Below are 26,407 nucleotides of genomic sequence, written 5' to 3'. Positions count from 1 at the left end.
CTGATACCCTGACTCCCGACGAACGCATCTATGGCAAACGATGACTCCCCGAACGACGTGCCCATCGGCGAACCGGGCGGCGGTATCGAAGTAACCGTCGGAATCACCCAGCTACAGGCGTTCCTCTCGGCCGATGATCCGGACGTTCGCGAGTACGCTGCCAGAACGCTCGCGGCCGAAGCGACCGACCGGCCGGCTGACGTCGCCGCTACCGTTCCCGCACTAACCGAGCGACTCGAGGACCAGCCAGCGATTCGGTCACACGCCGCCACTGCGTTGTCGGCAGTCGCCACGCACGATCCGTCAGCGGTGAAATCGGCGGTTCCCGCCCTGACCGCCCAACTCGACGACTCGCCGTCGGTCCGAGCCGATGCGATCACGGCCCTGGCGGCCGTCGCCGAGGCCGAACCGACCGCAGTCTCCCGGTCGGCACGAACGATTGCCGACTACGTCACCGACGAGGAACCGTTCGTCTGTGATCGAGCCACCGCGGTCCTGGCCGCCATCGCGAGTGCAGACCCCGAAGTGGTAACCCCAATCGCTACCACGGTTGCACTGGCAACGGATCACGACGACGATGACGTTCGCGCCAACGCGACCCAGATACTTCGTGACGTTGCCGAATCGAATCCGACCGCAGTCACTGACTGTGTCTCCTCGCTCGTCGCTCGCCTCGAGGACCAGCCTCGTGTCCGTACGGCTGCAATCGCGGCGGTTCGCTCGATTGGAACGGCACAGCCTGGCGCCCTCACTGATCACGTGGATACAATCGCGAATCGGCTCGAGGACGCACTCGAGCCCGTTCGCGAGGACGCGAGCATCGCCCTATCGGCGGTCGCTGCGTCCGAGCCAGCGACCGTTTGCCCGGTCGTCGAATCACTGCGTGACTCGCTCACTGATGCACCAGCGATTCGCCAACCTGCAGCGAACGCGCTCCGTGACGTGGCTGCCTTCGACGCCGAGGCGGTGCTCCCGGCTGTCGAAGCGCTCGTCGACCGACTCGAGGACCCGTTGCCGGCGATCAGAACTGACGCCGCTGCGACGCTTGCAACAATCGCGGCCGAGAATCCCTCGGCAGTCACCGCTGCAATGGAGCCACTGGCCGAGCGCCTCGAGGACGAAACCGCCGATTGCGATGCGTTCGTCGCGCGGGCTGCCGCGTCCGTCGCACGAGTACATCCCACAGCAGTCGAACCCATCGTCACTGACCTGGGAACGCTGCTCGAGGACGAAGACCCCAACAGACTCGAAGCGATTCGAGCGATCCGCTCGGTATCGAACGCGGATCCGGCCGTGATCAGAGCGGTCGTCGAACCGCTCGCCGGACGACTCGACGATGCCGACGATGCGGTCCGCCGAGCGGCAGCCGACGCGCTGGGTGCAGTGGCACTCGATGGACCGACGGACGGCCCCGACGTGCCAGCCCTTCTCGACGCCCTCGAGGACGGTGACGAGTGGATACAGGGCTATGCGGCCGGGGAACTGGCCGCGGTTGCCAAGAGGCGAACGGCGGCTCCACACCCAGCCGTTACGGCGTTGTGTAACCGACTCGCTGCCGACGATGTAACGGTTCGCCGAGCCGCCTCCCGCGACCTCGTCGACGTCGCGGCCGCCCAGCCAGAAGATATCAGGAAAGCGACGACGACGCTTGCTACCCGACTCGAGGACGAGGACGCGAGCGTTCGCAACAACGCGGCGCTCGCGCTCGCTCGTCTCGCGGAGACATTTCCGGACACGGTTCGGGGAGTGCTCACCAGCCTGTTTCGAGCGACCGACGATCCGGACCGCACCGTCAGGACGAACGTCATCGGTGTGCTCGAGATCCTCGGGGCCGATTACGAGGGACGCGCTCCGGCGTTCGAACTCGCTCTCCGTGAGACCGAACACCCGGACCCAGCCCGTCGTGGCGCTGCGTTCGAAGCGCTCGCCGTCGTCCTCCCCGAAACCACGGACGAACTCCGGCGGCTGATCGACGCGATCGCCGCTCGAAGTGTGAGGTCGTCACCGTCGGTCGCTGAGCGGATTGCGCTCGTTGGCACGGTCGAAACCCTTCTCACCACACCACTCGAGACCGAAACGACCGTCGTCGATGTCCTTCGAAACGTGTTCGAGGCGGCAGCCGACGACGCCGATCCAACCGAAGAAACGGCACTCGTCGTCTCACCGTCTCAGAAGCTGACCAAAGCGAACTCGCCGGACGGGATACCCACAGGAGCCGGACTCGCACAGACGATTGCAGACGCCATGTGTGTCTCACCTTCGCTGTCCCAGCCAGGACCGCTCTCGGAACTGATCGCCGAACGGCTCGGCGCTGCCGGTCCACTGGAGCGTCGTGCACAGTTGCGAGGACTCGTCACTGCCGGAGAACGACTCGAGGACGAGGACGCTCGTCCACTCTCAGCGCTGTTGCTCGACCACCTCGAGGAGGCAGACAGCGGAGAAGCGATGGACGAACTCGCGAGCGAAATCGCACGGTTCGCAGTCCTGGCGCCGGACGACGTGAACCGATCGTCCGACCGAATACGGACGCTCCTCGACCACGACCGCGAATCCGTTCGCGGATACGCGGTGCTGGCGCTTGGCGCCGTCGTCAGTTTCGGCGAGGCGGCACCGTCTGTGTTACGTGACGTCGTCGACGACGTCGATAACCGGTTGCTCGATGTCACCTCGATCGTGGTCGGTGGCGAAACACCCCAACACACTGACGCCCTCAACAAACAGCTCTCGGGCCTCGGACGCCGACTGGACGACGACCCGTGGGTTGGTGGTCTCGCTGCGCTCGGACTCGCCGAACTCGCCGAGGGTGCTGACCGGTTACGCCCGACTGCTGTGTCGAAACTGGCTGACGGGTTGGCTACGGGTTCGCCAGTGGTCCGGGCAACCGCGAGTGCAGCCCTCGCCAGTCGTGCCCAAGGAGAGACCACGGGATACGACCAGCTCGTTCCCGCCTTGCTCGACGGGCTCGAGGATCCGGACGACCTGGTACGTGAAAACATCCTTCGGACGCTCACAACATTGTCCCAGGCAGCCGATTTCGACGGGCTCGAAGGTCACACCGACCGACTCGAGGGGGCGCTCCTCGAGTTGCGTGGCGATCCGGTGGCTGCTGTCCGAGTGCAGGCGGCACGGACGCTCACGTCACTCGGTCGGTCCGAATTCGACCGAACCGCCGCGATCTCACGTCTCGAGCCACAGTGTGGCGATCCCGCACCGTCTGTATCCGAAGTCGCATCGAACGGCGTCGCGACGCTCGAAGCGGCCAACCAGCCCTCTCAGGAAGAGGCCACGGCGGTGCAAGATTGGCAAATGGAACGGGGAACCGCTGCCGGTGTTGGCGCACTCCCTACCGGAGAGCCGCTGATCGAGGGTGTCGACGCACAGTGGCGATTCGAACCCGACAGCGAGGTTTCGAGCACACCGGCTGTCGTCGGTGACACGGTCTACGTCGGCTGTACCAACGGGACTGTCGTCGCTATCGCGCTCGAGGATGGCGGAAACCGATGGCAGTATCGAACCGAGGGACCGATAACCACTGCACCAGCAGTCGTCGAGGGAGTCGTCTTCGTGGGGAGCGAGGACGGGGCACTGTACGCACTGGACGCCGAAACCGGCGAACGGACCTGGCGGTACGAGACTGGCGGACAGGTTCGGGGCGGTCCGGTCGTCGAGACCGACACGGTGTACCTGACGAGTGACGACGGCACGATTCACGCCGTCGACAGAACGACCGGAGCGCCCCGATTCCAGCGAGACGAGGCAGGCGTTCCGACGACGCCAGCCGTCTCCGATGGGACGCTTTTCGTCGGCACCACCGACGGTATCGTTCGAGCCCTTTCGACGGAGACCGGCGAAGACCGCTGGTCCCAGTCACTCGAGCGTCCCATCACGACACCGGTCGCTGTCGGAACAGGGGTCGTTCTCGTCGGTGATGGGACCGGCACAGTGACCGCACTCGAGTCGGATACGGGAGCCCACCGCTGGCGATTCCACACCGGCAGGGCGATCGAAACAGCCCCCGCCGTTGCACACGACACGGCGTTCGTTGCTAGTGGCGACCTGAGCGTATACGCAATCGATCTGCAGACGGGCGGTGAGCGGTTCCGGTTCGATACGGGTGGCTCCATGCCGACGGCACCGGCCGTGATCGGCGACGTCTGCTGTGTCGGTACTGACGGTGGCGTCGTCTACGCACTCGGTGTCGACGACGGCTCCGCACGCTGGCGGTACGATAGCGACGATGGTGGCGCGATACACGCCCTCACCGTCGCCGATGGATTGGTCTGTACCGTGGGACAGGCGGGTGTCACCGCACTCGGCGACGAACGTTCCTCGTGGGCAGACCGTATCGGTTTCTCCGGGCTGTTCACTCGCTTTGGCGGCCGGGAGTGAGTAACCGTTTTCGAGCGGAGCACAGGTTTCGGCCAATTACGACCGAAATTCGAGGTTTCGACCCGTCGGGATTGAAGTTCGAGGATTTGACGACGATACACCGAGGGCTGCGTTAACCCTGTGAGGCTGAGACCGCCTCTCGCGAGATTTTTTCAGACTCGGGTCCTCGAGACGCTGAAACTGCGCTAATCACTCGCGGAGGGTGAAAACACGTTTGTGGCGATGGCTCCGGAGCGTTTTTACTCACGTATCTCCCACAGCCAACCGTGTCAGCCATCGTCGCCTCACTGGCTGCCGGAATCGTGTTCGGCATCGCGCTCGCTGCTCCACCAGGCCCGATGAACGCCATCATCGCCGAAGAGAGCGTCTTACGGGGGTGGACCGCAGGGTTCAAAGCCGGTGTCGGTGCAATGCTCGCTGACGTGTTGTTTTTCCTGCTGGCGGCCGCAGGCGCTGTGGCTGTCGTCGTCCGCTATCCGACGGTCCAGTCGGGGCTGTACGTCGCGGGTGGCACACTGATGGTGTACTTCGCGATTGGGGCCTGGCAGGGCGCTCGTGAGGCTGCCTCGTTCACCAGCGATCTCGAGACCGACGCAACCGGGTTTCAGAAGGCGTTCGCGCTCTCGATTACGAACCCGTATCAGATCGGGTTCTGGCTCACCGTGGGCGTCGGCCTGATCAGGGAAGGGACGCTCGACGTATTCGCTCACGTCCCGGCCGCTGGCAACGCTCTCGCGGGAACCCTCATCGTCGAAACGGGCAGTCCAGCCCTCCTCCTCGGGTTTTTCGGCGGCATCGCCGTGTGGATCGTCGCGTACCCGGCAGTGCTCGCTCGAGTGGGGCAACGCGTCGACCGATTCGCGCCGATAATCGCTCTGTTGAGCGGCGTCGTACTCGCCGGTTTTGGGGCGCTGTTTCTGGCCCTGGGAATCACCGGTCTGCGATGACCTGGCTCAGTCTCGGTTTCGATAGCAACCCTGCCGCGTTCGCTCGAGTATACAGCTACTCACGACAGTGCCGAGAGGTGTCGGCAGGTCCATTGGATACCAAGTAACTGATTATCGTGGGAACACAAATAGGCTTCAATGAGCCGCAGTATCGGTGCTGTACAGTCGATACAGGAACTGATTCCGGAGTGGGCAGCACCCATTATCGCCCTACTCACCCAGTTGGGGGATATCTGGTTTCTCGTCTTACTCCTCGGTGGGCTCTACTGGTTCAACACGGCTGCACGACGGAACGTCGCACTGGTGATCGGTCTCGCATTTTCGGGAATGGGGCTCTATCGAGGGCTCAAAGAGATATTCGAATTCCCCCGTCCCGACCAACCCCTGCTCGAGGCGGAGCTATTACCCTGGATGATCCAGCCGCTGTACGAGGCGACAGCCACGGCCAGCGGCTACGGGTTTCCGAGCGGCCACGCGACGAACACCACCATCGTCTACTTTGGACTGGCGGGCGCACTGGCGATAGGATCGCGACGACTCCGATACGGCACGGCAGCGGCAATCGTCGCGACGGTCTGTTTCACCCGTGTTGCCCTCGGCGTCCACTATCTCGTCGACGTCGTCGTCGGCGTTGCACTCGGCCTCGCGTTCCTCTTTGGAGTGCGAACGTTCCTCGAGTCCACCGGCACCGATAGACCCACTGTCGGCTTTGGGTTGGCCGTCCTACTCAGTGGGTTTTATCTGGCGACGACCGGCGGCGACGTCGACTCGCTCGCGCTTGCGGGCGTCACACTCGGTGCATTTGCCGGCTGGCAAGGTGTTCGCCTCGGCGAAACCGTCGTGGAAGCGACCGTTCCCTCCGAAGCGCTTCGCCCGATAGCAATCCATCTGATAGTAGGTGCACTGGCACTCGCACCGCTTATCGCCGCCCTCGAGTACTTTCCGCTATTCTCAGCGTACACGGGAGCCGGTGCCATCGGGCTGGCGAGTGCCACGATTATCGTCCTGCCGGTGGCGAGACACTCGCGTCACGTCGCTCGAGTCATGACCGCCGTTACATTCTGGGTGAAAATGGGTGCTCGAGGCGTTCGCTACTGTCTTCGACCGTCGACCTGGCGACGGGCATACCGTCTCGGACGAGGATATGTCCGACAGCTACGTGCGTGGCTGCGCGCCCGTTGGCGCGAAGCGAGCTAACCGGACTGGGGCGCAACCATCGAAAACCGCCCGTGACCGAGGAGCACGGTCGCCCAATTGACCGCTACTCTCCCATGGCCGCAATCTCGTCTTCGAGCCACTCGCTGAACCACTTGACCCGTTTGAGTCGGCGGTGTGCGATCGACTCTGCCGTCTCGCTCTCGACGCGTGAAGCAGCATCCAGACCGCGCTCGAGGACGCGTTCGACCATCTCGTCGGTGTCCATGTGCGTGCGGGCTTCGTACCCCATCCGCAACAACATTAGCGCCGTCCCGTTGGCACCAATCTTATCGAGCAGGTCGGCCTCGATCACACACTGACTCTCGAGTGAGAGGTCGCTCAGCGGCCCCTGATAGGAGTGGTATTCGATGGCGCGGGTCACCTGGGAGATGAACGATTCAGGATAGTCCCCCTGTGTCTCGAGGTAGGTTCGAGCCACGCGTGCCCCGGCCTCGGCGTGCAGTTCCTGGTCGGCCTCGAGTTTGGCGACGTCGTGAAACAGCGCCGCAACGCGAGTGACGTCGACGTCTGCACCCTCTTTCTCGGCGATTTCGGTCGCCAACGACACGACGTTGAGGATGTGGTTGTGCCGATATTCGGCGGAGTGCCACGGGTACCAGCGCATCCGCCCGCCTTCGTCCTCTTTTTCCACGCTCGCCGCGAGATACTCGAAGACGAACGACTGCATCTTCTCGAACTCCTCGTCGGTAACCGTGGTCTCAGTTATCTCGACACCCACGATAAATCCCTCCGCAGTAAACGAACGATAGTCATTAGAGGAATATTGGGTTGATTCACTCTTTAGCCTTTGGTTCGGATCGATGTCACGAGAACTCGTTCCCAGACCCCCGCACCGACGGTATCCACGGGCCTGACGTCCGAAATCGATTTGCACGCAGCCCCCGTTCGCTCGAGCGTGACCGAACCACTCTATCTCGAGGAAACGAACCGCCGCTCGTTCGAGGCGACAGTTGAGCGAGTACTCGATGACGGTCGAGTCGTGCTCGACCGCACAGGATTCTATCCGGCCGGTGGCGGCCAACCCGCCGATCAGGGCACGATACAGCTCGATACAGATGTGGCTGCCGAGGGAGCCCTCGAGTGGTCCGTCGTCGACGTCCAAAAACGGGACACGATCTACCACGAACTCGAGGGAACGCCTCCACTCGACGAACTCGAACACGGGACAACGGTTGTGGGAACACTCGACTGGGACCGCAGATATGCACACATGCGCTATCACACTGCCCAGCACTTGCTTTCGGCACACCTGCTCGAAGCGTACGACGCGCCAACGACCGGCAACCAGTTGTACGCCGAACGCGCCCGCCTCGACTGTCGCTACGACCGCTTCGACGGTACGGACCTGGAAGCAATCGAAGCCGCCGTGAACGAACGTATCGACGAGGACCTGCCGGTTCGATGGTACGAGTTGGACCGAGCGGTTGCCGAGTCCCAACTCGACGTCGAGCGCACGCGACTCGATCTCCTCCCCGATAGCATCACCGAACTTCGGATCGTCGAAATCGGGGACGAAGACGCGCCCTACGACCGGGTCGCCTGTGCTGGTACCCACGCCGAATCGACTGGTGAACTTTCGGGGATCGAGATCACCGGACGAGAAACGGCTGGCAGTGGCGAAGAGCGAATTCGATTCCGTTTGCTCGAGGCGTAATCCGCAGTCGTGAGTCTCGAGGATTTCACATCGAAGCGATTTCTCGAAGTCCTGAGATCCTCGAGTGGGAGATGGTCCTCTCAGGTGTTCGACGGTTCCAGGAATCGGTATCAATTGCTCTCGGTCGAGGTGGACAAAGTGGTTCGTCAGGTCTGACCGGGTGAGCCAAACCGAGTGGTTCGGCCCAGACCTCGACGCATGACGATGGACTATCGGGATTGTCGTCGGCGTTCATCGGTACCGACGAAGAACCGAGACACAGTGTCGATAGCCGTCCTTCGTAACCGCCGGTTGGCTACGATACTCCCTATAGACAACTGGGTACAGGACGTCTACCCCGAACAGAGCAAGACGACCCTAACTGTTTTGGGTGAATTGTTGTATCTCTCCATACCGAAGTGGCGGGTATGCCGACGGCTCTCGATACGGATACACTTCTGGGCTTACTCGCCGATTGGAGACGACGTCACCTCCTGTATGCGCTGCAAGGCAAGCGATGTCTTACGGTGGAAACGCTTCTGAGTGACGTGTATGGCACTGATCGGATCGGAGACGCTCGATCTTCTGCCGACGGTGAGCAACGCCGACGCGAGCAACGCATCTCGTTGCTGCACAATCATCTTCCACGCCTCGCAGACGAGGGAATTATCGAGTACGACCCTCGGAATCAGGACATCGTTCGAGGCCCGCGTTTCGGTTCCGTCGAACCGCTTCTCGACACAATGCGGTCGTACGATACTGAAATCGGACCCCAGGTACAAGATTCAGAATCGGGCACACACTCGGCGTCTCCGATAGAGCGCCACGACCGCTGACCGCGGGAGCGTAACACAATAGACCGTATCAGTCCACGAAAAGAGGGCCATCTACTGTCTCGAGTTCGGTCTCTTCCCACGTGTGTTGGACCTTCCAACCCAGGTCCGCTCGCGCCTTTTGGGTGGTGAACGCCGATTGGTCACCCTCCAGTATGCACTCAGCCGGCAGTTCCCCGAAGACGCTCTCGATCACGTCCGCCGTCGGCCGGTCGAGATAGTTGTTTGGGGCCGCCGCGAGATACGCCTCGTGGCCTTCCGAGCGCTGCTCGAGGGCAGCCTGTACCATAGTGGCGACGTCGCGAACGTCGACGTACGACCAGAAATTCCCCGTTCTGTCGGCCGCCCTCGGGTCGAACGTCTCTCGAGCGTGGGCAGTCTTCTGGCTGCCCGGAAACGTGATCCAGCAGGGGCGAATCGACGTTACGGCAATCTCGTATTTTCTGGCTGCCATCGCACCCAGTTCCTCGCCCACGAGTTTCGAGGTCCCATAGGGGTCTTCGGGACGACGTGGCTGTCGTTCGTCGATCGGGAACGATGGCGGTAACCAGGGCTCCTCGGCAAACACCGAGCCGTACACGCAGTTGCTCGAGGCCCACACGACGTCGGCACCGACCTGTCCGGCTGCGTCGAATACGTGATACGTGCTCTCGACGTTCGTGGTGAACGTTTTCGTGCCAGGTGTGAGGCCCACCCGCGGAATCGCGGCGAAGTGGACGACTGCATCGGGTTCGTACGAGTGCATAAGCTCCCAGGCCTGCCCCTGATCGGTGAGGTCTGCCTCGAGGAAAGTCACCTGCTCCCGTGTGCGTGGTGGGCGTTCGAGGTCGACACCGACCACGTCGGTTCCATCCCGAGCCAGACGTTCGACCATCCAGCTGCCAGCCCTGCCAGTTGCACCCGTTACGAGAATAGTCATACCTGCGCATTCTCGAGGAAGCCCTAAACGGTACACGTTCCGGAGAAGGGTCAATGAGACGATTCGTTCGGAGTCACGGGGAGTACCGTCACCAACCAGCGGTTGCCGGTCGGCTGTACCTTTGTACCGGTAATTGCCGACGCCCGGAGAGTAATCACCGGTACGAGACGACAGTAAACCGTATCAGTGATCCGGTCTTCGGCGCTGTGTCTCGATTCTGCCCCGGGAACCGATGGATGCCGACGAAACGCTCTCACAGTTCCCAACGAATCCTATTAATCGTCAGCGGGGACGGCTGTTCGAAGTCCGACCGGTTCGGCATCGACCTCGAGTTCCTCGAGAGCGATCTGTGCGGCTCGTTTGCCGGAGACGAGCATGGCACCGAACGTCGGCCCCATTCGAGGGAGGCCGTAGGCCGTCGCCGTGGCCATGCCGGTCGCGATGAGGCCGTCGTGAACGACCCCGGTGTGTTCGACGATACTATCTTCGGACCGACCGACCCACATCGAATCGTGACCGGGCGAGTCGTGGCCGGGTGCGCCGTACGTATCGTCTTCGGTCTGGTCCATAACCTTCCCACGTTCCCGGGAATCAGTAATGCCCGGTGCCTCGAGCACGCCGCGTTCGTCGAGTTTGGTGACGGCCATGGCGTCGTGGCCCGTCGCGTCGATGACGAGATCAGCCTCGACAGCGATCGGGTCGACACACGTGATCTCACGTGGGAGGGCGTGGACGGGCGTCCAGTTCATCACGATCCCGGCGACGCGGTGGTCTTCGCGGATGACGATGTCGGTGAACTCGGTCATGTTCTGCATCTTGACACCACCATCACAAGCGGCTTTGATCAGCGCTGAACAGGCGTGTGGCCCGTTGGCGACGTGTAACCCCTCCGTATCCGTTGCCTGTTCGTAGTCGACCTCGAGGTCCTCGAGGATTTCCTGCGCCGGGGACCGCACCGTGACCTTGTTCATCAGGAATCCACCAAGCCAGAAACCGCCCCCGAGATAGTTGTTCTTCTCGACGATCATCGTCTTCACGCCGCGTTCGGCGAGTTCCTTCCCAGCGATCAGGCCGGACGGCCCGCCACCGATGATGATGACGTCCGAGTCGGCAAACTCCATGAATTCCTCGCTCCACGCCTCGCCGATCGCGCGGGTAACTTCCATCTCTCCGACGTCGCTGAACTGGTCAAATTCGACCATATTACTACGTGGTACGACCCAGTAGTAAAACCTGCCGATACATAGACGCCATATTCTGAACGAACGGCGAGCCACCTGTGAAACCGAGAGCGGCTCTCGTTCGTTCCCGAAGGCTGAAGCATTGGCCCGCCCAATTACGACCAGCGCATGAAACGTCGCTCGCTGCTCGCACTTGCTGCCGGTGGCTCACTTTCCCTCTCTGGGTGCCTGGAATACTTTACGGAAAACGGGGAAGACATTCTCGAGCCTGCCGACCTGGTCGTCGAGTGGTCCGATCTTGTCCGCGAGAATCCGGGCACTGAAGACGAACGCGTCTTCATCTGGGGCGTCCTTCGTAACGAAGGCGACCGGGAGCCGACGTACGTGGAGGTCCGGGGGACGTTTTACGACGAAGCAGGCGAAGAACTCGATTCAGTCATCGAAAACATCCAGGATCCCACCGCAGAAGGCGACTGGCCGTTCGAGATCGAATACCCCCGGTTTGGTGAGGCCGCTCGAGAAGTCGTTCGCTACGAACTCGAACCGGCAACGAGCGTATGAGAGACCGACTCGAAGTAGTGACCTCCCCGCCACAGGCTGAGTCGAGCCCAATACCAGAATAGCAATGACCGAACACGACGAGGGCGTCTCGACGCTGGCGAAGCAAGGGAGTATTACCTTTGCCGGCAATCTGATCAACGGCCTCCTCGGGTACATCATCGTCATGGTAATCACCCGGTTCGTCAGCCCCAGCGTGTACGGGCTCTGGGTGCTTGCGACCTCGGTGATCCTGTTCATGCAGGTGTTCGCGAACCTGGGCCTTCCGCTCGCTATCGACTACTTCGTTCCACAGTATCTCGACGACGACGAGCCGGGCAAAGCAAAGGGCGTAATCGTACAGGTGACGGCGACGGTTCTCGTCACCTCATCACTGGTTGCGCTTGCCGTCGCGTACACGGCGCCACAGATCAGTGCGTTCTTTCAGGAACCAGCACTCCAGGTAGCACTCGTATTGCTCAGCGTCACGATTCCGATGCTGGCACTGTACAGGGTCTTGCTCACCTCCTTTTACAGCATCAAAAAGCTCCAGTATCGAGTCATCATGCGAGATCTGGTCCGCCCGACGGTTCGGTTTACCGTGACGACCGGTCTCCTGTTGATTTGGTGGGGACTGCTGGCGCTCGTCGTTGGCTACGTCGTCGGACTTTTCATCGCGATCACCGTCGGGGCCATGGTCTTTACGTACAAGGCCTGGGAGGTTATGTCGGCCAAACTCGAGACGGTTGCACCGGGACCACTCGTCAGATACTCCGTCCCGCTTGCAATGACGAGCGTCGTCTTCGTGCTCATGGGCCACGTCGACTACTTCGTCCTCGGCTACTTCCTCGATTCGGACGACGTCGGCTTCTACCGAGTCGGGTACATGCTCGGCTCCGGACTGATGATCATCTTCAACTCGCTCGCTCCCGTATTCAAACCGCTCATCGCGGAAACGAGAGAGGATACGGACCTCGTCCAGGAACGATTTCGCGTCGCCGCCCGCTGGATCGCCGGCATCACCCTCCCCTTCGCCATCATCATTGCCGTTGGTGCACCCTCGTTTCTCGCCGTTCTGTACACGCCACAGTACACCGAGGCGAGTGCTGTCGTCGCCTTGCTTGCCGCTGCCTTCCTGTTCAACGTCACTTTCGGCGGGCCTGACGGGACCCTGTTACAGGGAATGGGGTACTCTCGAGTCGTCTTCGTCAACACACTGTTGCTCTTCGGGACGAACTTCGTGGTCTCGTTCGCACTGGTTCCACTGTACGGCATCAACGGCGCAGCGATTGGCTCGGCGGCCGCACTCTTTCTCGTCGGGACCCTCACCCTGCTCGAACTCTACTATCTCGATAGAATCCACCCGTTTACCCGTGACTTCGCGAAAGTCGTCGGCGCAGGGGTTCCGGCCGCCATCGCTGGCATCCCATTTTTGCTCTTTCTCGAGTCCGACCTGCTAACGGTCATTACACTCCCCATCGTCGTCCTCGTCACGTACATCGGGACGTTAATTCTGACCGACGCGTTCACGGAAAACGACGCCAAAATGGCTGCCGAACTCGGTCCCGGGGTGAAAAAGTGGTTGCCAGCCAGATATTTCGGGAAATGAAAACCGCCCCCATCAAGCCCCTTCCCAAACGTCGACCGGTGAGTGAAATCACGCAATACGGTTCGATTTCACTCACAACTGCCGGTTTTGGAAGGGACTAGAGACAGTCGTTCCACTCTCGATAGACTTTAGAGCCCGTTTCGAATCCGTGACTCTGCCGCTTCGAGTGCCCGCTCCCGATCGAACGCGTCGATAATCCCCTCGAGTTCCGCCTCAGACGCGTCCTGAAGCGCTCGGGCGTGGGCCGTCATGTTCGGGATCGCTCGAACGATGTTGTCGACGACCGGAACGTCTGCCACCTGTGGCGAGCGCGATAACGGGTTCAGATCGATCACGATTTCGGTTTTACCCATGGCCTCGAGCGCCTCAGCGCGGTCGCCGTCCTCGAGCGGAACCAACACCACGTCAGCGCTATAAATCCCCTCGGCGTCGACTTTCGAGCGTTCGTGATCGAGATTCGGGATTCGCGCATCGGCCTCGAGGCCTTTTACCGCAGTCGCCCCGTGTTCTCGCAGGTGTGACTCGATAGCGCCGATACGCTCTGGCGTCCGATTGAACAGGTTAATCTCGAGGTCGGCATCGACTTCGGCCGCGAGTTCGACCATCTCGCCGGGCACGAGTGCCGCCACGTTGCCGTTGATCGAGAGCACTGGCTGGTCCGCAGACAGCAGGTGTGCTGCTGCGGCTCGCTCAGCTTCGTCGGCGGTTTCAGTCGTCTCTTCGCCCAGTAAGTAATCGAACGCGCTGCCTCGACCCTCCGCGTGCATTCCCTGCAGATGCGTAATTCCCTTCTCGACGCCGCGCTCGATCCGATGGCGCGTGACCAGATCGGTGTATCGCGGATGATCGAGGGGAATCTCGTCTTCGTGTTCGACTGCTGCGGGGACGGTCTCGTGATCGCTCACGGTAAGAACGTGGAAACGGCCGATAAAAAACAGTCCGATTATCTCGAGATCACGATTCTCACTCGGTGAACGTAATCCAGCCGCCGGGGGCGTGGCGTTTGACCGCGACCATGGCCTCTCTGGCGTCCGTTCGGTGTTCGTAACTCTGTGTGCTCTCTGCGAGGACGTCACCGTACTTGTCGATCAATCGCCAGACCCAGCCGTCGTCGCTTCGGTGGAGTTCGAACGAGACGCTATCGATTTCGAGGATGCTGGCGTTTTCGATCAGTTCACGCACGTTATCGAGCGCCTCTCTTGCGGCCTCACTCGAGGTGTAGCCTTCCGTTCCCGTGGCAACCGTCCGCCCGTTTTCGTCGATGAGTCGCCAGTACCAGCGGTCGTCTTCGCCGGCGTACAGTTCGAAGGATGCGACGTCGAAATCGACGCGGCCGGCGATCGGGGCGAGCTGGCGGACGTCTTCGACCAGTGCCAACACATCTGCTTTCGAGGACTGCTCTTCGGTAGCACTCGCGAGGATCGACCGTTCATCGTCGATCAGTTGCCAGGTCCACCTGTCTCCGCGATCGATTCGAATCGCCGCGTCGTCGATGGTGAAAATCGGCGCATCACCGGCGTACCGTTTGAGGTTCTCGACCGTTGCCGTGACTGCCTGTCGTGACTGGTCGGACGTACTCGCATCGGCGATCACCCCTCGGTCTCGGTCGAGTAATTGCCAGCGCCAGTCGCCCTTTCCACTACCGTACAACTGGATCATGACGTCGCCAACCGTACAGATCTCGCCACCTGCTGCATCGTCCCGGAGGCTTTCGATGCTCGTTTCGATTTCGTCCCGCGTCGATGCGCTCGCCGCGTCGGTAGCAACCGTTTCACCCGTCGGCAGGACGAATCGCCAGTGCCAGTCCTGATCTACGTACGTCTGGAAGATAGCCGCTTCCATCGTTCGAATACTCGAGCCGAGATGCGAGAGCAGTCGCTCCATCGCGGATTTTGCGGCGGCCCGCGTCGGATGGGTGTTCGGATCTTCGGCAACCAGTTTGCCGGCTTCGTCGATCAGCCGCCAGCCCCACTCGTCGTTCTCGTCGACGAAGATTTCGAACGCCGCCGTATCGATCTCGAGCAGTTCCGCTTCAGGGGCCTGCTCTTTGAGCGTCATCATCGCTTCCGCAGCGTCCCCCCGAGAGGTGTGCTCTTCGCCTGAATCGGCGAGGACCGTGCCGTCTTCGTCGATCAATCGCCAGCGCCACTCACCGGAGTCCGCTTCGTAGACCTGGAACGCAGAGGATTCGAACTCGATCAGGTCGGCTTCACTCGCCTGCTCTCGAACGCGTTCGATTGCGTCCTCGGCAGCCTCCTCGTCGAAGTGTGGGTCCGTGCTGGCGGCGATGACCTCCCGGTCTTCCGTGACCAGTCGCCAGTGCCAGTCGTCGGTGATGGCGTCTTCGTCAGCTGAACTGTCGTCCTCTTCGACGGTCACCGGTTTGAGTTCGCCACCATCCGTGGCCGCTTCGCGCGGTGTCGGATACACCTCGTACTCGGCCTCGTCGATTTCGACAACCGTGGCCTGTTCGACGTGTGCAGCAAACTGTTCGGTTTCTTGCTCTGCACTGGCGTGGGCATCGGAGGCTTCCGGTGCCCGTGCGACGACGTGTTCGTTCCCATCGACCAGCCGCCAGTGCCATCCCGAGTCGGACTGGTACAGTTCGTACGTCGGTTCGCTCGCAACGGTGATCGACGCCGACTCGAGTTGGGCGAGCAACGATTCGGCGGCTTCTTCGGCATCTCGCTTGTGATCGTACGCTTCGGCGCTGGTTGCCAACTCCTCGTCATCGGTGTCGACGAATCGCCAGTCCCACCCATCGTCGGCTTCTCGCAACTCCACGCCGAACATCTCGATGTCGAGCAGGCGCGCCCGGTCGAACCGCTGGGCAAACGTCTGGGCGGCTTCCTCGGCCGCCTCCATGGTCCCGTAGCCGCGCTCGCTCGAGGCAAGCGCCCGCCGGTCGGCATCGAGCAACTGCCAGTGCCACTGATCGCGCTCTTCGTGGTACGTAAACGCCGCTCCATCGATTTCGATGACGTCAGCGGTCGGCCCACGGTCTTTCAGGAAACTCACGGACCCCTCGGCATCGTCTCGCTCCGTGAACTCACTCGCACAGGTCCCGACGACGCTGCCATCGTCTCGAGCGAGCGTCCACTGCCAGGTGCCGTTGCGATCCTGGTGGAGACGGAACGCCGAGGTCGTCAACTCCATCAGTCCGGCTGACCCGATCTGTGTTTTGACCTCCTCAATACTGGCTTCGGTTTCCGGGCGTGTCACTGTCGTACTCTCGCTTTCGGCCAGGGCCTCGAGGTGCAGAATGTGCCATTTCCAGTCACCCTCGCCGTCGCGAAAGACGGCGAACTGGGCAGCCTCGAGGGAATCACCGGTAAGGATTTCGGGATCCTCAGTCGCGCCTTCCTCCTCGACGAACATCCCTTTGCGCCCGGTTACGACCGGAACGAGCGCCGTGACACCGGCGATGATGGCGACACCGGTTGCGTAAATCGCGATGACTTCGACGCTGTAGTCGGCACCGTATCCACGCCAGTCACTGGGGTAGACGACGCCGAAGGAGCCAACACCGACGAGTGCGATCAGGAGACCGACGCCACTCGCCCAGATGGCTCGTTTTCGGACGGGTAACATCAGGACGATACCGAACAGACAGAGTGAAAGTCCGGCCGCTGCTGAGACACCTGACACGCGAATCAACAGGAACGAGCCGGTATCTCCCGCGTAACCGATGATAAACGTAAAAACCCCCGCTGCCCCGATCAGATACCCCACGATGAAAACCCAGTAGCCGTATACGTCTTTTTTCGAATCCGGTTCGCCGACGTAGTGTTCGTACAATCGAAACAGGTTCTGGTGAAAGTCACTGAGTGTGGACATTCGGGAACTCGAGTGCATCACTGAATCCCACCATAATAAACTTCTGGCTACACTCGGTGTAATTGACACGAGTTTCGACTGAATTGTATCCGTAATTGGCGGATGTAAAGTGCCGATCTTCACCTCAATTTAGGCGACACAACAGATACAGTCCCGGAATGACCGATTTGAGGGCGCAATCTCACCCCGCTCGAGTTTCCAGCAACCGAACACTTACTTGAGCATGGCTCCGGCCGGGTGCGTGGCACAGATCGACGGCTCGTAGCCAGCATCCGATAACCCGGTCCCGAGCGCGAACACTGTGTTCCCGAGCATCGCCATCGACGCCTGTCCATCGACCGACGCAACGTCCTGGATCGCGTGCTGCACATCTTCGGTCAGCAACTCGGCTTCGCGAGCGAATCGACGGGACGCGTACATAAACGACAACAGCGTTGGTTCCTTGACGACCAGTGACAGGGCTTCCTTTCCGGCCGCACTCAACTGAGCCGTGTCACCCGTGATGATTTCTGCCGTCGACAGCTGTCCGAACGAGACGTACTCCACGCGCGCTCGAGCGGGAATCCCATCCAGCAGGTTGTGCCCGGGTGCGCCGGGCTCGAGCCGGATCGGAATTCCGCCACTGGCCTGTGCGACCACGTCACCCAACCCAGTCCCTGCCTGCACGTCCGCCCCGTGGGCAATCGTCACCAGTTCGTTGTAGGATAGTTTCCGATCGTACACCAGGTTCGTCGCCAGCGCCGTCCCCAGAGCCGCTGCGCCCGAGACGCCGAACCCCGCCCCGATCGGGACGGAAGTTTCGGCCTCGACGCGAGCGGGAGCCTCGAGCGTCTCGAGAACGGTTGCGACGGGTTCGATTGCGGCCGGTTCGCCGTCGAGAACGATCTGTGGCTCGTCGGCTGGCGTGACCGTTACTTCGACGCCATCGGTCAGCGTCAGTCCTGCCCCCCGCGACCCTGCTTTCGTCGGATCGTCGTCCGGGTGGGCACTGAAAAAGCCCGTGATGTGACCCGGTACGAACGCCGTCGCCTCCTCGCGCATACGGCCGTGCTTTCGCCGCGGCGGTTATAACGTTGAAGATTTCGACAGCACGTCGGACGCTCACTCGAGTGACTGGACGGCGCTGATACACGCTCACTCGAGATTCTTGTCCAGTTCTTCGGTCGACTCGGTCGAGTCTCGTTCGTCTTCGAACCCCTTTTCGTCTCCGTTCAGCCCCTCGAAGCGTCGCGCATCAGCGGGCGACTCCGTCTCGAGTAATCGGTCGAGTTTTCGCTCGAATTCCGCATCGCTGAGTTCGCCGCGAGCGTACCGCTCGCGCAGTGCCTCGAGTGGGTCTTCATCTTCTTCAGGAGCTTCCTGTTCCTGACGTCGCTCGTAGAGTTTGACGAGTCCCATCACCGCCGGTAGAACGCCTGCAAAGCCGATCGGAAACACGATCCAGAACCACGAGACACCGAGGGCAAGCAAGCCAAACGCGACCGCGAGAATCGCCCCTATCGTCACGCCGGCGGCGATCTGCTCGAGCGGTGTCTCTCCTTCGTCACTCATCGCCGACCACCGGCAACGCGCTCCGTTCCAGCACCATACCCGTTCGTACGGAAGTGTCCGCCTTCAAACCGTTCCCTGGCGTCGCTCGCCCAGTTCGAGACGCCGCTCGAGTGTTCAGACATCACCGTACGGAGACAGACGCTGCCGGTCCGGCGAAACTCGCAACACTCGTCTCGCTGCCTCTCAACGTCTTCGTCAAGGATTCAGTGGTTCGTCAAGCCTGCGTATGTAAGCCGAACCGATGGGTTCGGTTTACACGGCAACGCTTGACGGAGTACTCAAACGTTGACGATCTCGCGGAAACGCACTCGCGCTACGCGCTCGTGGTTTCCACGCGCTCCCAGAGACTTCGCCTCACGGGCTCAGCCGCTGCCGATTCGGCAAGACTCGCAAACTCGTCTCGCTGCCTCTCAACGTCTTCGTCAAGGACTCAGACGTTGACGATCTCGTGGGAACAATACAGCCTCTCGAATGTTCTCCAACTCGAGCATCGTCATGACGAGTCGCTCCCCACCGAGTCCGAAACCGGCGTGTGGTGGCATACCGTATTTGAACATCTTCGTGTAGTACTCGAACTGGTCCGGGTCGAGTCCTTGCTGTTCGAATCCGGCCACGAGTTCGTCGTAGCGGTGTTCACGCTGGCCGCCCGACACCAGCTCCATCTCGGGGTGCATCAGGTCGAAGCCCGTCGACAGCTGCTCGTCGTCCTCGTGGTCCATGATGTAGAACGGTTTGATCTCGCTCGGCCAGTCGGTGATGAAGTAGTGGCCGCCGACGTCCGCACCGAGGGCCTTCTCGCCTTCGGTCGGCAGGTCGTCACCCCAGACGAGCTGTTCGTCGAGTTCGCCCGTCGCGTTGATGCGTTCGATGGCTTCCTCGTAAGAGAGCCGTGGGAAGTCGCCATCCGGCAAGTCGAACTCCTCGGCGATGCCGAGCGTCTCGAGTTGGTCCGCACAGTTCTCGGCGACGGCTTCGTAAGCCGCTTTGACCACGCCCTCGACGACGTCCATCGCGTCGTGGTGGTCACAGAACGCGCCCTCGTAGTCGATCGAGGTCGCCTCGTTCAGGTGACGTGGCGTGTTGTGCTCTTCGGCACGGAAAATTGGGCCGATTTCGAAAACCTCCTCGAGGTTCGAGCCGGCCATGAGCTGTTTGAACAGCTGTGGACTCTGGTTCATGAACGCTTCCTCGCCGAAGTAGGTGATCGGGAACAGCTCCGTCCCGCCTTCGGTCCCGGTGGCGACGATTTTCGGCGTCGTAATCTCCGTACAGCCGACCTTTCGGAAGTGATCGCGCGTGGCGCGAAGGATTTCGGCGCGGATCTCGAAAATCGCCTGCACCTCGTCTTTGCGCAGATCGAGGGTCCGGTTGTCGAGTCGCGTCGAGAGCTCCGCGTCGACCTTTTCGGAGGGGTCGAGTGGCAGCTGTGGGTCCGCCGGCGCGACGACCTCGAGCTCCTCGGGCGTGATTTCGACACCCGTCGGTGCGCGTGGCTCCTCGTCGACCGCACCGGTGACGGTGATGACCGACTCGCGAGCGACGCCCAGTCCCGTGTCGACGAGTTCCTCGTCCATCTCGTCTTTCTCGAATTTGATCTGGATCTTGCCCGACGTGTCTCGGAGAATCAGGAAGGCGATACCGCCGAGGTCTCGCACCTCGTGGACCCAGCCAGCGACCGTCACGTGGTCGCCCGGCTCGGCGTCAGCCGTGTAGGTTCGGTTCTGCATACCTCCCGATTGAGTCAGCCCGAACTTAAGCACAATCTTTCTCGTTCGATCCTGCCGGAACGACTTTGTGCGAACGTGTCGCACTCCAGAGATATGAACCGAATCAACGAAGGCGACCTCGAGTGGCGTGAGAACGACCGCGAACGGAATCGATTTCGACGAAAACAGCTCTCGAACGCCACCGAAGCCGAGGACCTGGGCTGTAGCCTCTACGAACTTCCGCCAGGAGAACGGTCGTGGCCGTATCACTACCACGTCGGCAACGAGGAAGCGCTGTACGTTCTGTCGGGATCCGGAACGCTTCGGTGTGACGATGGCACTGTTTCCCTCGAGGCTGGCGACTTCGTCTCGTTTCCGACGAACGAAGGCGGCGGCCATCAGGTCGTGAACGAGAGCGACGAACCAGTACGATATCTCATGCTTTCGACGATGAACGAACCGGATATAACGGTGTACCCGGAGATGGAGAAAGTCGGTGTCTTCGCGGACACGCCACCCGGTGGAACGGGTGACCGATCGGTTCACGGCTACTACCGTATCGAAGACGATGTCGACTACTGGGAGGGAGACGCCGACAGCGACGGTACCGATAGCGGCTGAACCGTCAGCGATGGTACCGATGGCGGCTGAACCGTCAGCGACTGCGGCACACAGCGACCGCGACCAATAGCGACTGCGACAGCTGGTGGCGACGGTGCAACCTACTTTCGTTCCTGGAAGTCCTGAGACACTCGAGCGGTACCGTCTCCAGTCACTGACCTCGATAGTGTCGTGAATCGCTATGGCTATCGTTCGCGGATCGTCATCGGAATTTCGTGCTTCGGGCGCGCGGTGATCGTGGCCATCAAGTCGAGTTCGGTGCCGGGGACCAACTCGAGGTGGTAGCGCTGGTAAATCGTCGCCAGCAGCAATCGAGCCTCGAGCATCGCGAATCGATCACCAATACAGCGCCGTGGACCCGCCGCGAACGGAAAGTACGCTAGTTTCGGTAACTCGGCTTCCATCTCGTCGGTCCAGCGTCCCGGTCGGAACGCGAGCGGGTCGTCGTACCAGCGCGGGTCGCGATGAACGACCCACTGTTGCATCTGCACGGTCACACCGGGTGGGATCTCGTACCCGCCGATGAGATCCGGTTTGACGGGTTCGCGAACGATGGCCGGAACCGGCGGATACAGCCGCATCGATTCTTTGACCACCTGCTCGGTGTACTCCAGATCCTCGAGGTCGGCCATCGTCGGCGGGCTCCCGTCGAGAACGGTCTCGAGTTCCTCGACCAGTCGCGCCTCGACCGCCGAGTGCTTCGAGAGCAGGTACGCGCTAAAGGTCATGGCGAGCGCCGTCGTCTCGTGGCCGGCAAGCAACAGCGTCACGACCTCGTCGCGGATCTGTTCGTCCGAGAGGGTGGCTCCCCCCTCGTCGCTGACCTCGAGGAGTTTCGAAATGACGTCGCCATCGGTCGGGTTCGACCGCCGATCCTCGATCATGTCGTATATGAGTGCATCGAGTCGCTCCCGTGCGCGAGCGATTCGCCGACGGGACGGCGTCGGTATCCCCGGCGGCAGCACGTAGTGCGAGAGCGTCTCCGAGGCCAGCATGAAGTCGTCGAGGGCCGCCGCAACCGTGTCGACGTGGTCGTCGATACCGACGCCGAAGAGGGCTCGAGCCACGATTTTTAAGGTCAGCGTCGACATCTCCTCGTGGAACGGGCGGGTCTCGCCGTCGACCCACGTCTCGATCGTCTCGGTGGTAAAGTCCGTCATCATCGTCGCGTACTCCCGGATTCGTTCGGGATGGAACGCCGGTTGAATCAGATGCCGATTGCGTCGCCAGACCTCACCTTCGCTGTTCAAAATTCCGTTGCCAGTGATCGGCCGAAGCGTGTTCTGAAACAGATCACCTTTGACGTAGTGCTGGTTGTTCTGGACGAGAACCTGTTCGATGTACTCGGGGTGATTCAGCTGATAGACGTAGCCTCCAGGATCCTTCCAGGAGACGATGTCGCCGTATTCACGGGCGGTCTCGGTCATGAAGCCGTAGGGATCCCGAAGAAACGAGAGTTGGGTACCGACGAGCGGCAACCCGTCGGGCCCGGGTGGCCGTGACTCTGTCGAACGCGTCAGTCGCATACCCACTATGACAACCGGAACGCCGCTATCCCTGTTCCCGAGCATCCTCGGGATTCTTATGTGCAGATATCAAATAGCGTGCAACGCGACCAACCTGGCGCGAGGCGAGTACACGATGCGATATGCTACGGTCACGCTAACCTGGAAAACGGGCTCGATTCACCCCCTCGACGAACTGTTTGCCAGCATCGACGACGTTTCGATGGAATCGATCCGCTACCTCAGTCCAATTCGGGACGGCGAGTACATCGAACTGCTGACGTTCCGCGGCGACCCGGATCGAGTTCGAGACCGACTGGCAGACTCGAGCCACGCCCTCGAATACGGGGTCAGCGGTGACGAGGGCGGCCAACGCGGCGTCGCTTACGTGACGTGTCGCAACGTCGGACTGGTCGCCGACCTGTTGTCGATCCTTCAAGACCACGACATCGTGCTCGACTGGCCGATCCGCTACCGGGATGAGGTGGCCCACGGTGTCCGGGGGTTCGAGTTGACCGTCATCGGGACGGGCGACGCGATTCAACAGGCCGCCGCCATCCTCCCCGAAGAGATCACCCTCGAGGTCCAGCGAATCGGTGAGTACGACCTCACCCCGAGACCGCACGACGCCGGCCTCACCGAGCGACAACAGGAGGTGTTCGACGTTGCCACTCGCCTGGGCTACTACGAGATTCCCCGAGAGACCACGCAGGCGGAAGTGGCGGCGGCGCTCGATATCGCGACAGGCACCGTCGGCGAACATCTCAGACACATCGAGGCCAAATTCGCACGCGCCCACGCCCACAACGGGAGTAGCCGGTGATCGTCCTCGAGTTGCTTAGCCGGTTATCGTCGTCTCCGGGTAGTGACGAGGACGCCAGCCAGCGATCGTCTCGCTTTTGAGGAGGCGTACCGTGACACTGGTATGGACGACCTCGAGTACCTGGCCCGCGACATCCGCGAGGCGGCCTGCGTCGTCGCGCTGACAGGCTCCGGCATCTCTGCGCCCTCCGGTGTGCCCACATTTCGCGGAGCCGACGGCGTCTGGGACCGCTTCGACGAGGGGCAGTTCACCTACGGCCGATTCCAGCGCGACCCCGCCGGTTTCTGGCGTGATCGGCTCGAGTTACAGCGGGCACTGTTCGGCTCGAGTTACGCGCCGAACGTGGCCCACGAGGCGCTCGCGCGATTGGGGCGGGCAGGGCATCTCGAGGCGATCATCACCCAGAACACCGACGGGTTACACGAGCGAGCGGCCGATTCGCCAAGCGAGAACGGTGTGAATCAGAGCGTGGACGGCGACCGCAACAGAGAGTACAGCGAGGCACCTGGCCGGACCAAAAACACGGACCCTGCAGAAAGTGATGAAACGGAGCCAACGGGCCCGCAGAACGCCACCGGTGCGTCGATCCTCGAGTTGCATGGCAACGCCCACCGCGTCGTATGCGTCGGCTGTGGCTCCCGAACGCGGGCCGATCCGATCTTCGACCGCGTCGATGCGGAGGACGTGCCACCACGGTGTGACTGTGGCGGACTCTACAAGCCTGACGTCGTCCTGTTCGGTCAGCAGCTCTCGGAGCCACTACTCCAGCAAGCCAGAACCCTGGCCCGTGAGAGCGACGTCTTTCTCGCAATCGGTTCCTCGCTCGTCGTCGAGCCGGCCGCGTCGCTCCCTCGAGTGGCCGCCCGTAACGGGGCGACCGTCGCGATTGTAAATCTCGAGGCGACGCCGCTCGACCGCCACGCCTCGAGGGTGTACCGAGCGGACGTCACCGCGATACTCCCGCGGCTGGCCGATCTGGTCGAATCTGTGTAGGCGATTGTCGAAGCGGTGTCCGGAGGGGAATCGGAGAGGTTGGAAGGGGATCCCTTTGTCATTCGTCGACCGGGTCTCAGTACTCCCTTTTCCAGGCCTCAGTCATCTGTCTGCCGGATCTTCGTCAGTCAGGGAGAACGGACGACCGTGACCGTGGTCGGCGCGCGCTTGACCACAGTGTCGGCGACGCTTCCGAGAACTAACCGAGAGAGGCCGGTTCGGCCTCGACTCCCCATCACGACGTGGTCGACGTCGAACTCATCGCAGGCGTCGACGATCGCCCGAGACGGCGAGCCTAACATCAGTTCAGTTCGAACGGTGGCGCCCCTGTCAGCGGCGAATTCGCGACTCTCCTCGAGGAGTGCCGCGCGCTCCGCCCGACGCTCCTCGAGTACCTCGTCGTCTCTGGCCGCGTTTTCGGTCACCGAGAACACGTTGTACGGTTCGATCACGTGAAGGACGATCAGTTCGGCATCGGCGAACTCCTCGATGGCAACCGAGAGCGCCTCGCGGGAATGTTCCGAGCCGTCGACCGGCACGAGAATCGTGTTTGCCATAGACAACATCCAGCATCAAACGACATATAATGAGACCTCCGTTCGGCCGTGTAAGCCGTGCTTACGCGTCGTTAGCCGCTTTGACGGTTTCTCGAACCGCATCGACACCGGCGTCGTGTGCGAGGTTGCCGACCACGATCACGTCTGCGTGCTCGGCCATCGTGTACGCCGACTCGTAGTCGTGGATGCCGCCACCGTAGAACAGCGTGGAGTCCTCGAGCGCTCCGCTGGCTGCTTCGACGATTTCGGGGTCGCCATACGTGCCCGAGTATTCGACGTAGACGATTTCCTGTCCGAACATCTTCTCGGCGATGGTCGCATACGAGGCGACGTCGTCAGCACCGAGGTCGCAGTCGGCTTCGGTCAGCGTCGCCACGTCAGCCTCCGGGTTCATCACGATGTAGGCTTCCATGTACGTTCGGTCCCACTCGAGGCTGCCTTCCAGACGGACCCACTCTTTGTGTGCGCCCGTTATCCAGAACGGGGAGCCGGCGTTGAACACCGTCGGGATGAGATAGCCCTCGAGTGCCGCGTTGTCGACGACCACGCTGGGATTCGATGGCTCCTGATACAGGGGAACGTCGTGTTCGGCACAGGCCTCGATAACGGCCGTCATGTTTTCTTCGGTCATCCCCATCGTTCCACCCACTTCGATGGCATCGGTTCCCGTCGCACAGAGGTCTCCGTAGGTAACTCCCTCCGGGAGCTCCTTGTCAGGGTCGAGTTTGAGAATGTGATTCCAGTCGTCCCAGGGCGCGGTCATACCGTCCCGTTTCTCGGTACGTGGCAAAAGCCCTGCGAAACGCGCGCTGTGTCGATATGTGGGGGAGTACCGCTCTCTTTGCGGAACCAAAACGGCTACCTCGAGCGCCCGCATGAGCCCAGGTATAGCTGTGACCGACGACGGACCGATCTCATCGAACGCACACCAGGGGGAGCCCCTGGCACGCAACGACGACTCTCCGGGCGATACACAGCCCGTCGGTGACGAGACGCTCACTATCGACGACGAACTCATTGCCCGCGCCCGAATTCACGCGCGACAGGTCGAAATCGATGTCGAGTGGGAACGTCTCGAGTGGGCCGTCTCGAGTCGCGCGAAACGTCGTGCTGGCGCCTGTCGGTGGAATCGAGAGCGCGAAGTCGCCACAATCGTCCTCTCCCGCCGGGCGTATCGGGTCTACGACTGGGAGACATTTGCCGAAGTCGTCCGCCACGAACTGGTCCACGCCTGGGAGTTCCAGCACTTTGGCGAGTCGGGACACGGCGAACGGTTTCGTCGGATGGCGAGTAGTCTCGAGGCACCCAGGCACTGTCCGTCGTTTACCGAGCCACGGTATCGACTTCGCTGTCAAAACCAGGGGTGTGAGTGGGAAGCCAGCAGACACCGTGCGTCGAAACCCGTCACGACGCCCGAGTGCTATCGGTGTGGCTCCTGTGGCGCAGATTACGAAGTCGAACACACCGACAGCGGGCGGACCTGGTCGTGCTCGAGCGGGTACGGCGGGGTGAAAGCCGCACTCGGTGACCGGTGGTGACTCGATACGT

22 protein-coding genes are annotated in these 26,407 nt (G+C 61.6%); 11 read left to right on the top strand and 11 right to left on the bottom strand.

Annotated features, from left to right (window positions below):
- Positions 1 to 30: 30 nt before the first annotated feature.
- The 3 genes from NLK60_RS01045 to NLK60_RS01035 all read left to right on the top strand — a co-directional run bounded on the left by NLK60_RS01045 (position 31) and on the right by NLK60_RS01035 (position 6,533).
- On the top strand, positions 31 to 4,389 hold the full coding sequence (locus tag NLK60_RS01045; RefSeq protein WP_254809052.1) for a sister chromatid cohesion protein PDS5: 4,359 nt from the start codon (positions 31 to 33) through the stop codon (positions 4,387 to 4,389).
- A 266-nt stretch (positions 4,390 to 4,655) separates the two neighbouring features.
- Positions 4,656 to 5,336 (top strand): LysE family translocator, encoded by a 681-nt coding sequence (locus tag NLK60_RS01040; protein WP_254809051.1) that lies wholly within the window; start codon positions 4,656 to 4,658, stop codon positions 5,334 to 5,336.
- A 138-nt stretch (positions 5,337 to 5,474) separates the two neighbouring features.
- Entirely contained in the window at positions 5,475 to 6,533 is a 1,059-nt protein-coding gene (locus NLK60_RS01035; protein ID WP_254809050.1) for a phosphatase PAP2 family protein, read from the top strand.
- Positions 6,534 to 6,597: 64 nt separating this feature from the next.
- Here NLK60_RS01035 and NLK60_RS01030 read toward each other — a convergent pair whose 3' ends face one another.
- The gene (locus NLK60_RS01030) at positions 6,598 to 7,272 is read right to left on the bottom strand and encodes an HD domain-containing protein (protein ID WP_254809049.1); all 675 of its coding nucleotides are present in this window, start codon (positions 7,270 to 7,272) and stop codon (positions 6,598 to 6,600) included.
- 177 nt (positions 7,273 to 7,449) lie between these two features.
- Here NLK60_RS01030 and NLK60_RS01025 point away from each other — a divergent pair, with 177 nt between their 5' ends.
- Both NLK60_RS01025 and NLK60_RS01020 read left to right on the top strand, forming a co-directional pair.
- On the top strand, positions 7,450 to 8,208 hold the full coding sequence (locus NLK60_RS01025) for an alanyl-tRNA editing protein (protein ID WP_254809048.1): 759 nt from the start codon (positions 7,450 to 7,452) through the stop codon (positions 8,206 to 8,208).
- A 407-nt stretch (positions 8,209 to 8,615) separates the two neighbouring features.
- Complete coding sequence (locus NLK60_RS01020; protein ID WP_254809047.1) at positions 8,616 to 9,023, top strand: DUF7344 domain-containing protein; 408 nt, start codon at positions 8,616 to 8,618, stop codon at positions 9,021 to 9,023.
- 28 nt (positions 9,024 to 9,051) lie between these two features.
- Here NLK60_RS01020 and NLK60_RS01015 read toward each other — a convergent pair whose 3' ends face one another.
- Both NLK60_RS01015 and NLK60_RS01010 read right to left on the bottom strand, forming a co-directional pair.
- The gene (locus tag NLK60_RS01015; protein WP_254809046.1) at positions 9,052 to 9,939 is read right to left on the bottom strand and encodes an NAD-dependent epimerase/dehydratase family protein; all 888 of its coding nucleotides are present in this window, start codon (positions 9,937 to 9,939) and stop codon (positions 9,052 to 9,054) included.
- 275 nt (positions 9,940 to 10,214) lie between these two features.
- Positions 10,215 to 11,141, bottom strand: a complete 927-nt coding sequence (locus NLK60_RS01010) for a sulfide-dependent adenosine diphosphate thiazole synthase (protein WP_254809045.1) — start codon at positions 11,139 to 11,141, stop codon at positions 10,215 to 10,217.
- 147 nt (positions 11,142 to 11,288) lie between these two features.
- On the opposite strand from NLK60_RS01010, the gene NLK60_RS01005 reads away from it, so the two are divergent.
- Both NLK60_RS01005 and NLK60_RS01000 read left to right on the top strand, forming a co-directional pair.
- Positions 11,289 to 11,681, top strand: a complete 393-nt coding sequence (locus NLK60_RS01005) for an FxLYD domain-containing protein (RefSeq protein WP_254809044.1) — start codon at positions 11,289 to 11,291, stop codon at positions 11,679 to 11,681.
- A gap of 64 nt (positions 11,682 to 11,745) precedes the next feature.
- Entirely contained in the window at positions 11,746 to 13,266 is a 1,521-nt protein-coding gene (locus NLK60_RS01000; protein ID WP_254809043.1) for an oligosaccharide flippase family protein, read from the top strand.
- Between the two features lie 128 nt (positions 13,267 to 13,394).
- Here NLK60_RS01000 and NLK60_RS00995 read toward each other — a convergent pair whose 3' ends face one another.
- From NLK60_RS00995 to aspS, 5 genes are all read right to left on the bottom strand, one after another.
- Entirely contained in the window at positions 13,395 to 14,171 is a 777-nt protein-coding gene (locus tag NLK60_RS00995; protein ID WP_254809042.1) for a 4-phosphopantoate--beta-alanine ligase, read from the bottom strand.
- Positions 14,172 to 14,229: 58 nt separating this feature from the next.
- A complete protein-coding gene (locus tag NLK60_RS00990) occupies positions 14,230 to 17,103 on the bottom strand; it encodes a DUF1508 domain-containing protein (protein ID WP_254809041.1) in 2,874 nt (957 codons plus the stop codon).
- Positions 17,104 to 17,316: 213 nt separating this feature from the next.
- Positions 17,317 to 18,144 (bottom strand): pantoate kinase, encoded by an 828-nt coding sequence (locus tag NLK60_RS00985; RefSeq protein ID WP_254809040.1) that lies wholly within the window; start codon positions 18,142 to 18,144, stop codon positions 17,317 to 17,319.
- 93 nt (positions 18,145 to 18,237) lie between these two features.
- Complete coding sequence (locus NLK60_RS00980) at positions 18,238 to 18,654, bottom strand: SHOCT domain-containing protein (protein WP_254809039.1); 417 nt, start codon at positions 18,652 to 18,654, stop codon at positions 18,238 to 18,240.
- Between the two features lie 422 nt (positions 18,655 to 19,076).
- The gene (aspS, locus tag NLK60_RS00975; protein WP_254809038.1) at positions 19,077 to 20,381 is read right to left on the bottom strand and encodes an aspartate--tRNA(Asn) ligase; all 1,305 of its coding nucleotides are present in this window, start codon (positions 20,379 to 20,381) and stop codon (positions 19,077 to 19,079) included.
- 93 nt (positions 20,382 to 20,474) lie between these two features.
- Here aspS and NLK60_RS00970 point away from each other — a divergent pair, with 93 nt between their 5' ends.
- Positions 20,475 to 20,981, top strand: a complete 507-nt coding sequence (locus tag NLK60_RS00970) for a cupin domain-containing protein (protein WP_254809037.1) — start codon at positions 20,475 to 20,477, stop codon at positions 20,979 to 20,981.
- Positions 20,982 to 21,166: 185 nt separating this feature from the next.
- On the opposite strand, the gene NLK60_RS00965 is transcribed toward NLK60_RS00970, so the two are convergent.
- The gene (locus tag NLK60_RS00965) at positions 21,167 to 22,507 is read right to left on the bottom strand and encodes a cytochrome P450 (RefSeq protein ID WP_254809036.1); all 1,341 of its coding nucleotides are present in this window, start codon (positions 22,505 to 22,507) and stop codon (positions 21,167 to 21,169) included.
- A 115-nt stretch (positions 22,508 to 22,622) separates the two neighbouring features.
- On the opposite strand from NLK60_RS00965, the gene NLK60_RS00960 reads away from it, so the two are divergent.
- Positions 22,623 to 23,309 carry a helix-turn-helix domain-containing protein gene (locus tag NLK60_RS00960; protein WP_254809035.1) on the top strand — a complete coding sequence of 229 codons (687 nt, stop codon included), beginning with the start codon at positions 22,623 to 22,625 and terminating at the stop codon, positions 23,307 to 23,309.
- Between the two features lie 102 nt (positions 23,310 to 23,411).
- Positions 23,412 to 24,302, top strand: a complete 891-nt coding sequence (locus NLK60_RS00955) for an SIR2 family NAD-dependent protein deacylase (RefSeq protein WP_254810517.1) — start codon at positions 23,412 to 23,414, stop codon at positions 24,300 to 24,302.
- Positions 24,303 to 24,430: 128 nt separating this feature from the next.
- Here NLK60_RS00955 and NLK60_RS00950 read toward each other — a convergent pair whose 3' ends face one another.
- Together NLK60_RS00950 and NLK60_RS00945 are read right to left on the bottom strand one after the other, a co-directional pair.
- Positions 24,431 to 24,859 (bottom strand): universal stress protein, encoded by a 429-nt coding sequence (locus NLK60_RS00950; RefSeq protein WP_254809034.1) that lies wholly within the window; start codon positions 24,857 to 24,859, stop codon positions 24,431 to 24,433.
- A 61-nt stretch (positions 24,860 to 24,920) separates the two neighbouring features.
- A complete protein-coding gene (locus tag NLK60_RS00945) occupies positions 24,921 to 25,622 on the bottom strand; it encodes a phosphoglycerol geranylgeranyltransferase (protein WP_254809033.1) in 702 nt (233 codons plus the stop codon).
- A 112-nt stretch (positions 25,623 to 25,734) separates the two neighbouring features.
- Between NLK60_RS00945 and NLK60_RS00940 the strand changes: the two genes are divergently transcribed.
- Positions 25,735 to 26,397, top strand: a complete 663-nt coding sequence (locus NLK60_RS00940; RefSeq protein ID WP_254809032.1) for a SprT family zinc-dependent metalloprotease — start codon at positions 25,735 to 25,737, stop codon at positions 26,395 to 26,397.
- Positions 26,398 to 26,407: the final 10 nt, after the last annotated feature.

Source organism: Natronosalvus amylolyticus (assembly GCF_024298845.1).
GTDB lineage: Archaea > Halobacteriota > Halobacteria > Halobacteriales > Natrialbaceae > Natronosalvus > Natronosalvus amylolyticus.
The sequence above is the reverse complement of the archived record's forward strand: the minus strand, read 5'-3'. Positions and strand labels throughout refer to the sequence as shown.

Coding starts and splice junctions, on each gene's coding strand:
- NLK60_RS01045 (WP_254809052.1), top strand. CDS start 31: ATGGCAAACGATGACTCCCCGAACGACGTGCCCATCGGCGAACCGGGC.
- NLK60_RS01035 (WP_254809050.1), top strand. CDS start 5,475: ATGAGCCGCAGTATCGGTGCTGTACAGTCGATACAGGAACTGATTCCG.
- NLK60_RS01020 (WP_254809047.1), top strand. CDS start 8,616: ATGCCGACGGCTCTCGATACGGATACACTTCTGGGCTTACTCGCCGAT.
- NLK60_RS01015 (WP_254809046.1), bottom strand. CDS start 9,939: ATGACTATTCTCGTAACGGGTGCAACTGGCAGGGCTGGCAGCTGGATG.
- NLK60_RS01010 (WP_254809045.1), bottom strand. CDS start 11,141: ATGGTCGAATTTGACCAGTTCAGCGACGTCGGAGAGATGGAAGTTACC.
- NLK60_RS01005 (WP_254809044.1), top strand. CDS start 11,289: ATGAAACGTCGCTCGCTGCTCGCACTTGCTGCCGGTGGCTCACTTTCC.
- NLK60_RS01000 (WP_254809043.1), top strand. CDS start 11,746: ATGACCGAACACGACGAGGGCGTCTCGACGCTGGCGAAGCAAGGGAGT.
- NLK60_RS00990 (WP_254809041.1), bottom strand. CDS start 17,103: ATGTCCACACTCAGTGACTTTCACCAGAACCTGTTTCGATTGTACGAA.
- NLK60_RS00985 (WP_254809040.1), bottom strand. CDS start 18,144: ATGCGCGAGGAGGCGACGGCGTTCGTACCGGGTCACATCACGGGCTTT.
- NLK60_RS00980 (WP_254809039.1), bottom strand. CDS start 18,654: ATGAGTGACGAAGGAGAGACACCGCTCGAGCAGATCGCCGCCGGCGTG.
- aspS (WP_254809038.1), bottom strand. CDS start 20,381: ATGCAGAACCGAACCTACACGGCTGACGCCGAGCCGGGCGACCACGTG.
- NLK60_RS00970 (WP_254809037.1), top strand. CDS start 20,475: ATGAACCGAATCAACGAAGGCGACCTCGAGTGGCGTGAGAACGACCGC.
- NLK60_RS00965 (WP_254809036.1), bottom strand. CDS start 22,507: ATGCGACTGACGCGTTCGACAGAGTCACGGCCACCCGGGCCCGACGGG.
- NLK60_RS00960 (WP_254809035.1), top strand. CDS start 22,623: ATGCGATATGCTACGGTCACGCTAACCTGGAAAACGGGCTCGATTCAC.
- NLK60_RS00955 (WP_254810517.1), top strand. CDS start 23,412: ATGGACGACCTCGAGTACCTGGCCCGCGACATCCGCGAGGCGGCCTGC.
- NLK60_RS00950 (WP_254809034.1), bottom strand. CDS start 24,859: ATGGCAAACACGATTCTCGTGCCGGTCGACGGCTCGGAACATTCCCGC.
- NLK60_RS00945 (WP_254809033.1), bottom strand. CDS start 25,622: ATGACCGCGCCCTGGGACGACTGGAATCACATTCTCAAACTCGACCCT.
- NLK60_RS00940 (WP_254809032.1), top strand. CDS start 25,735: ATGAGCCCAGGTATAGCTGTGACCGACGACGGACCGATCTCATCGAAC.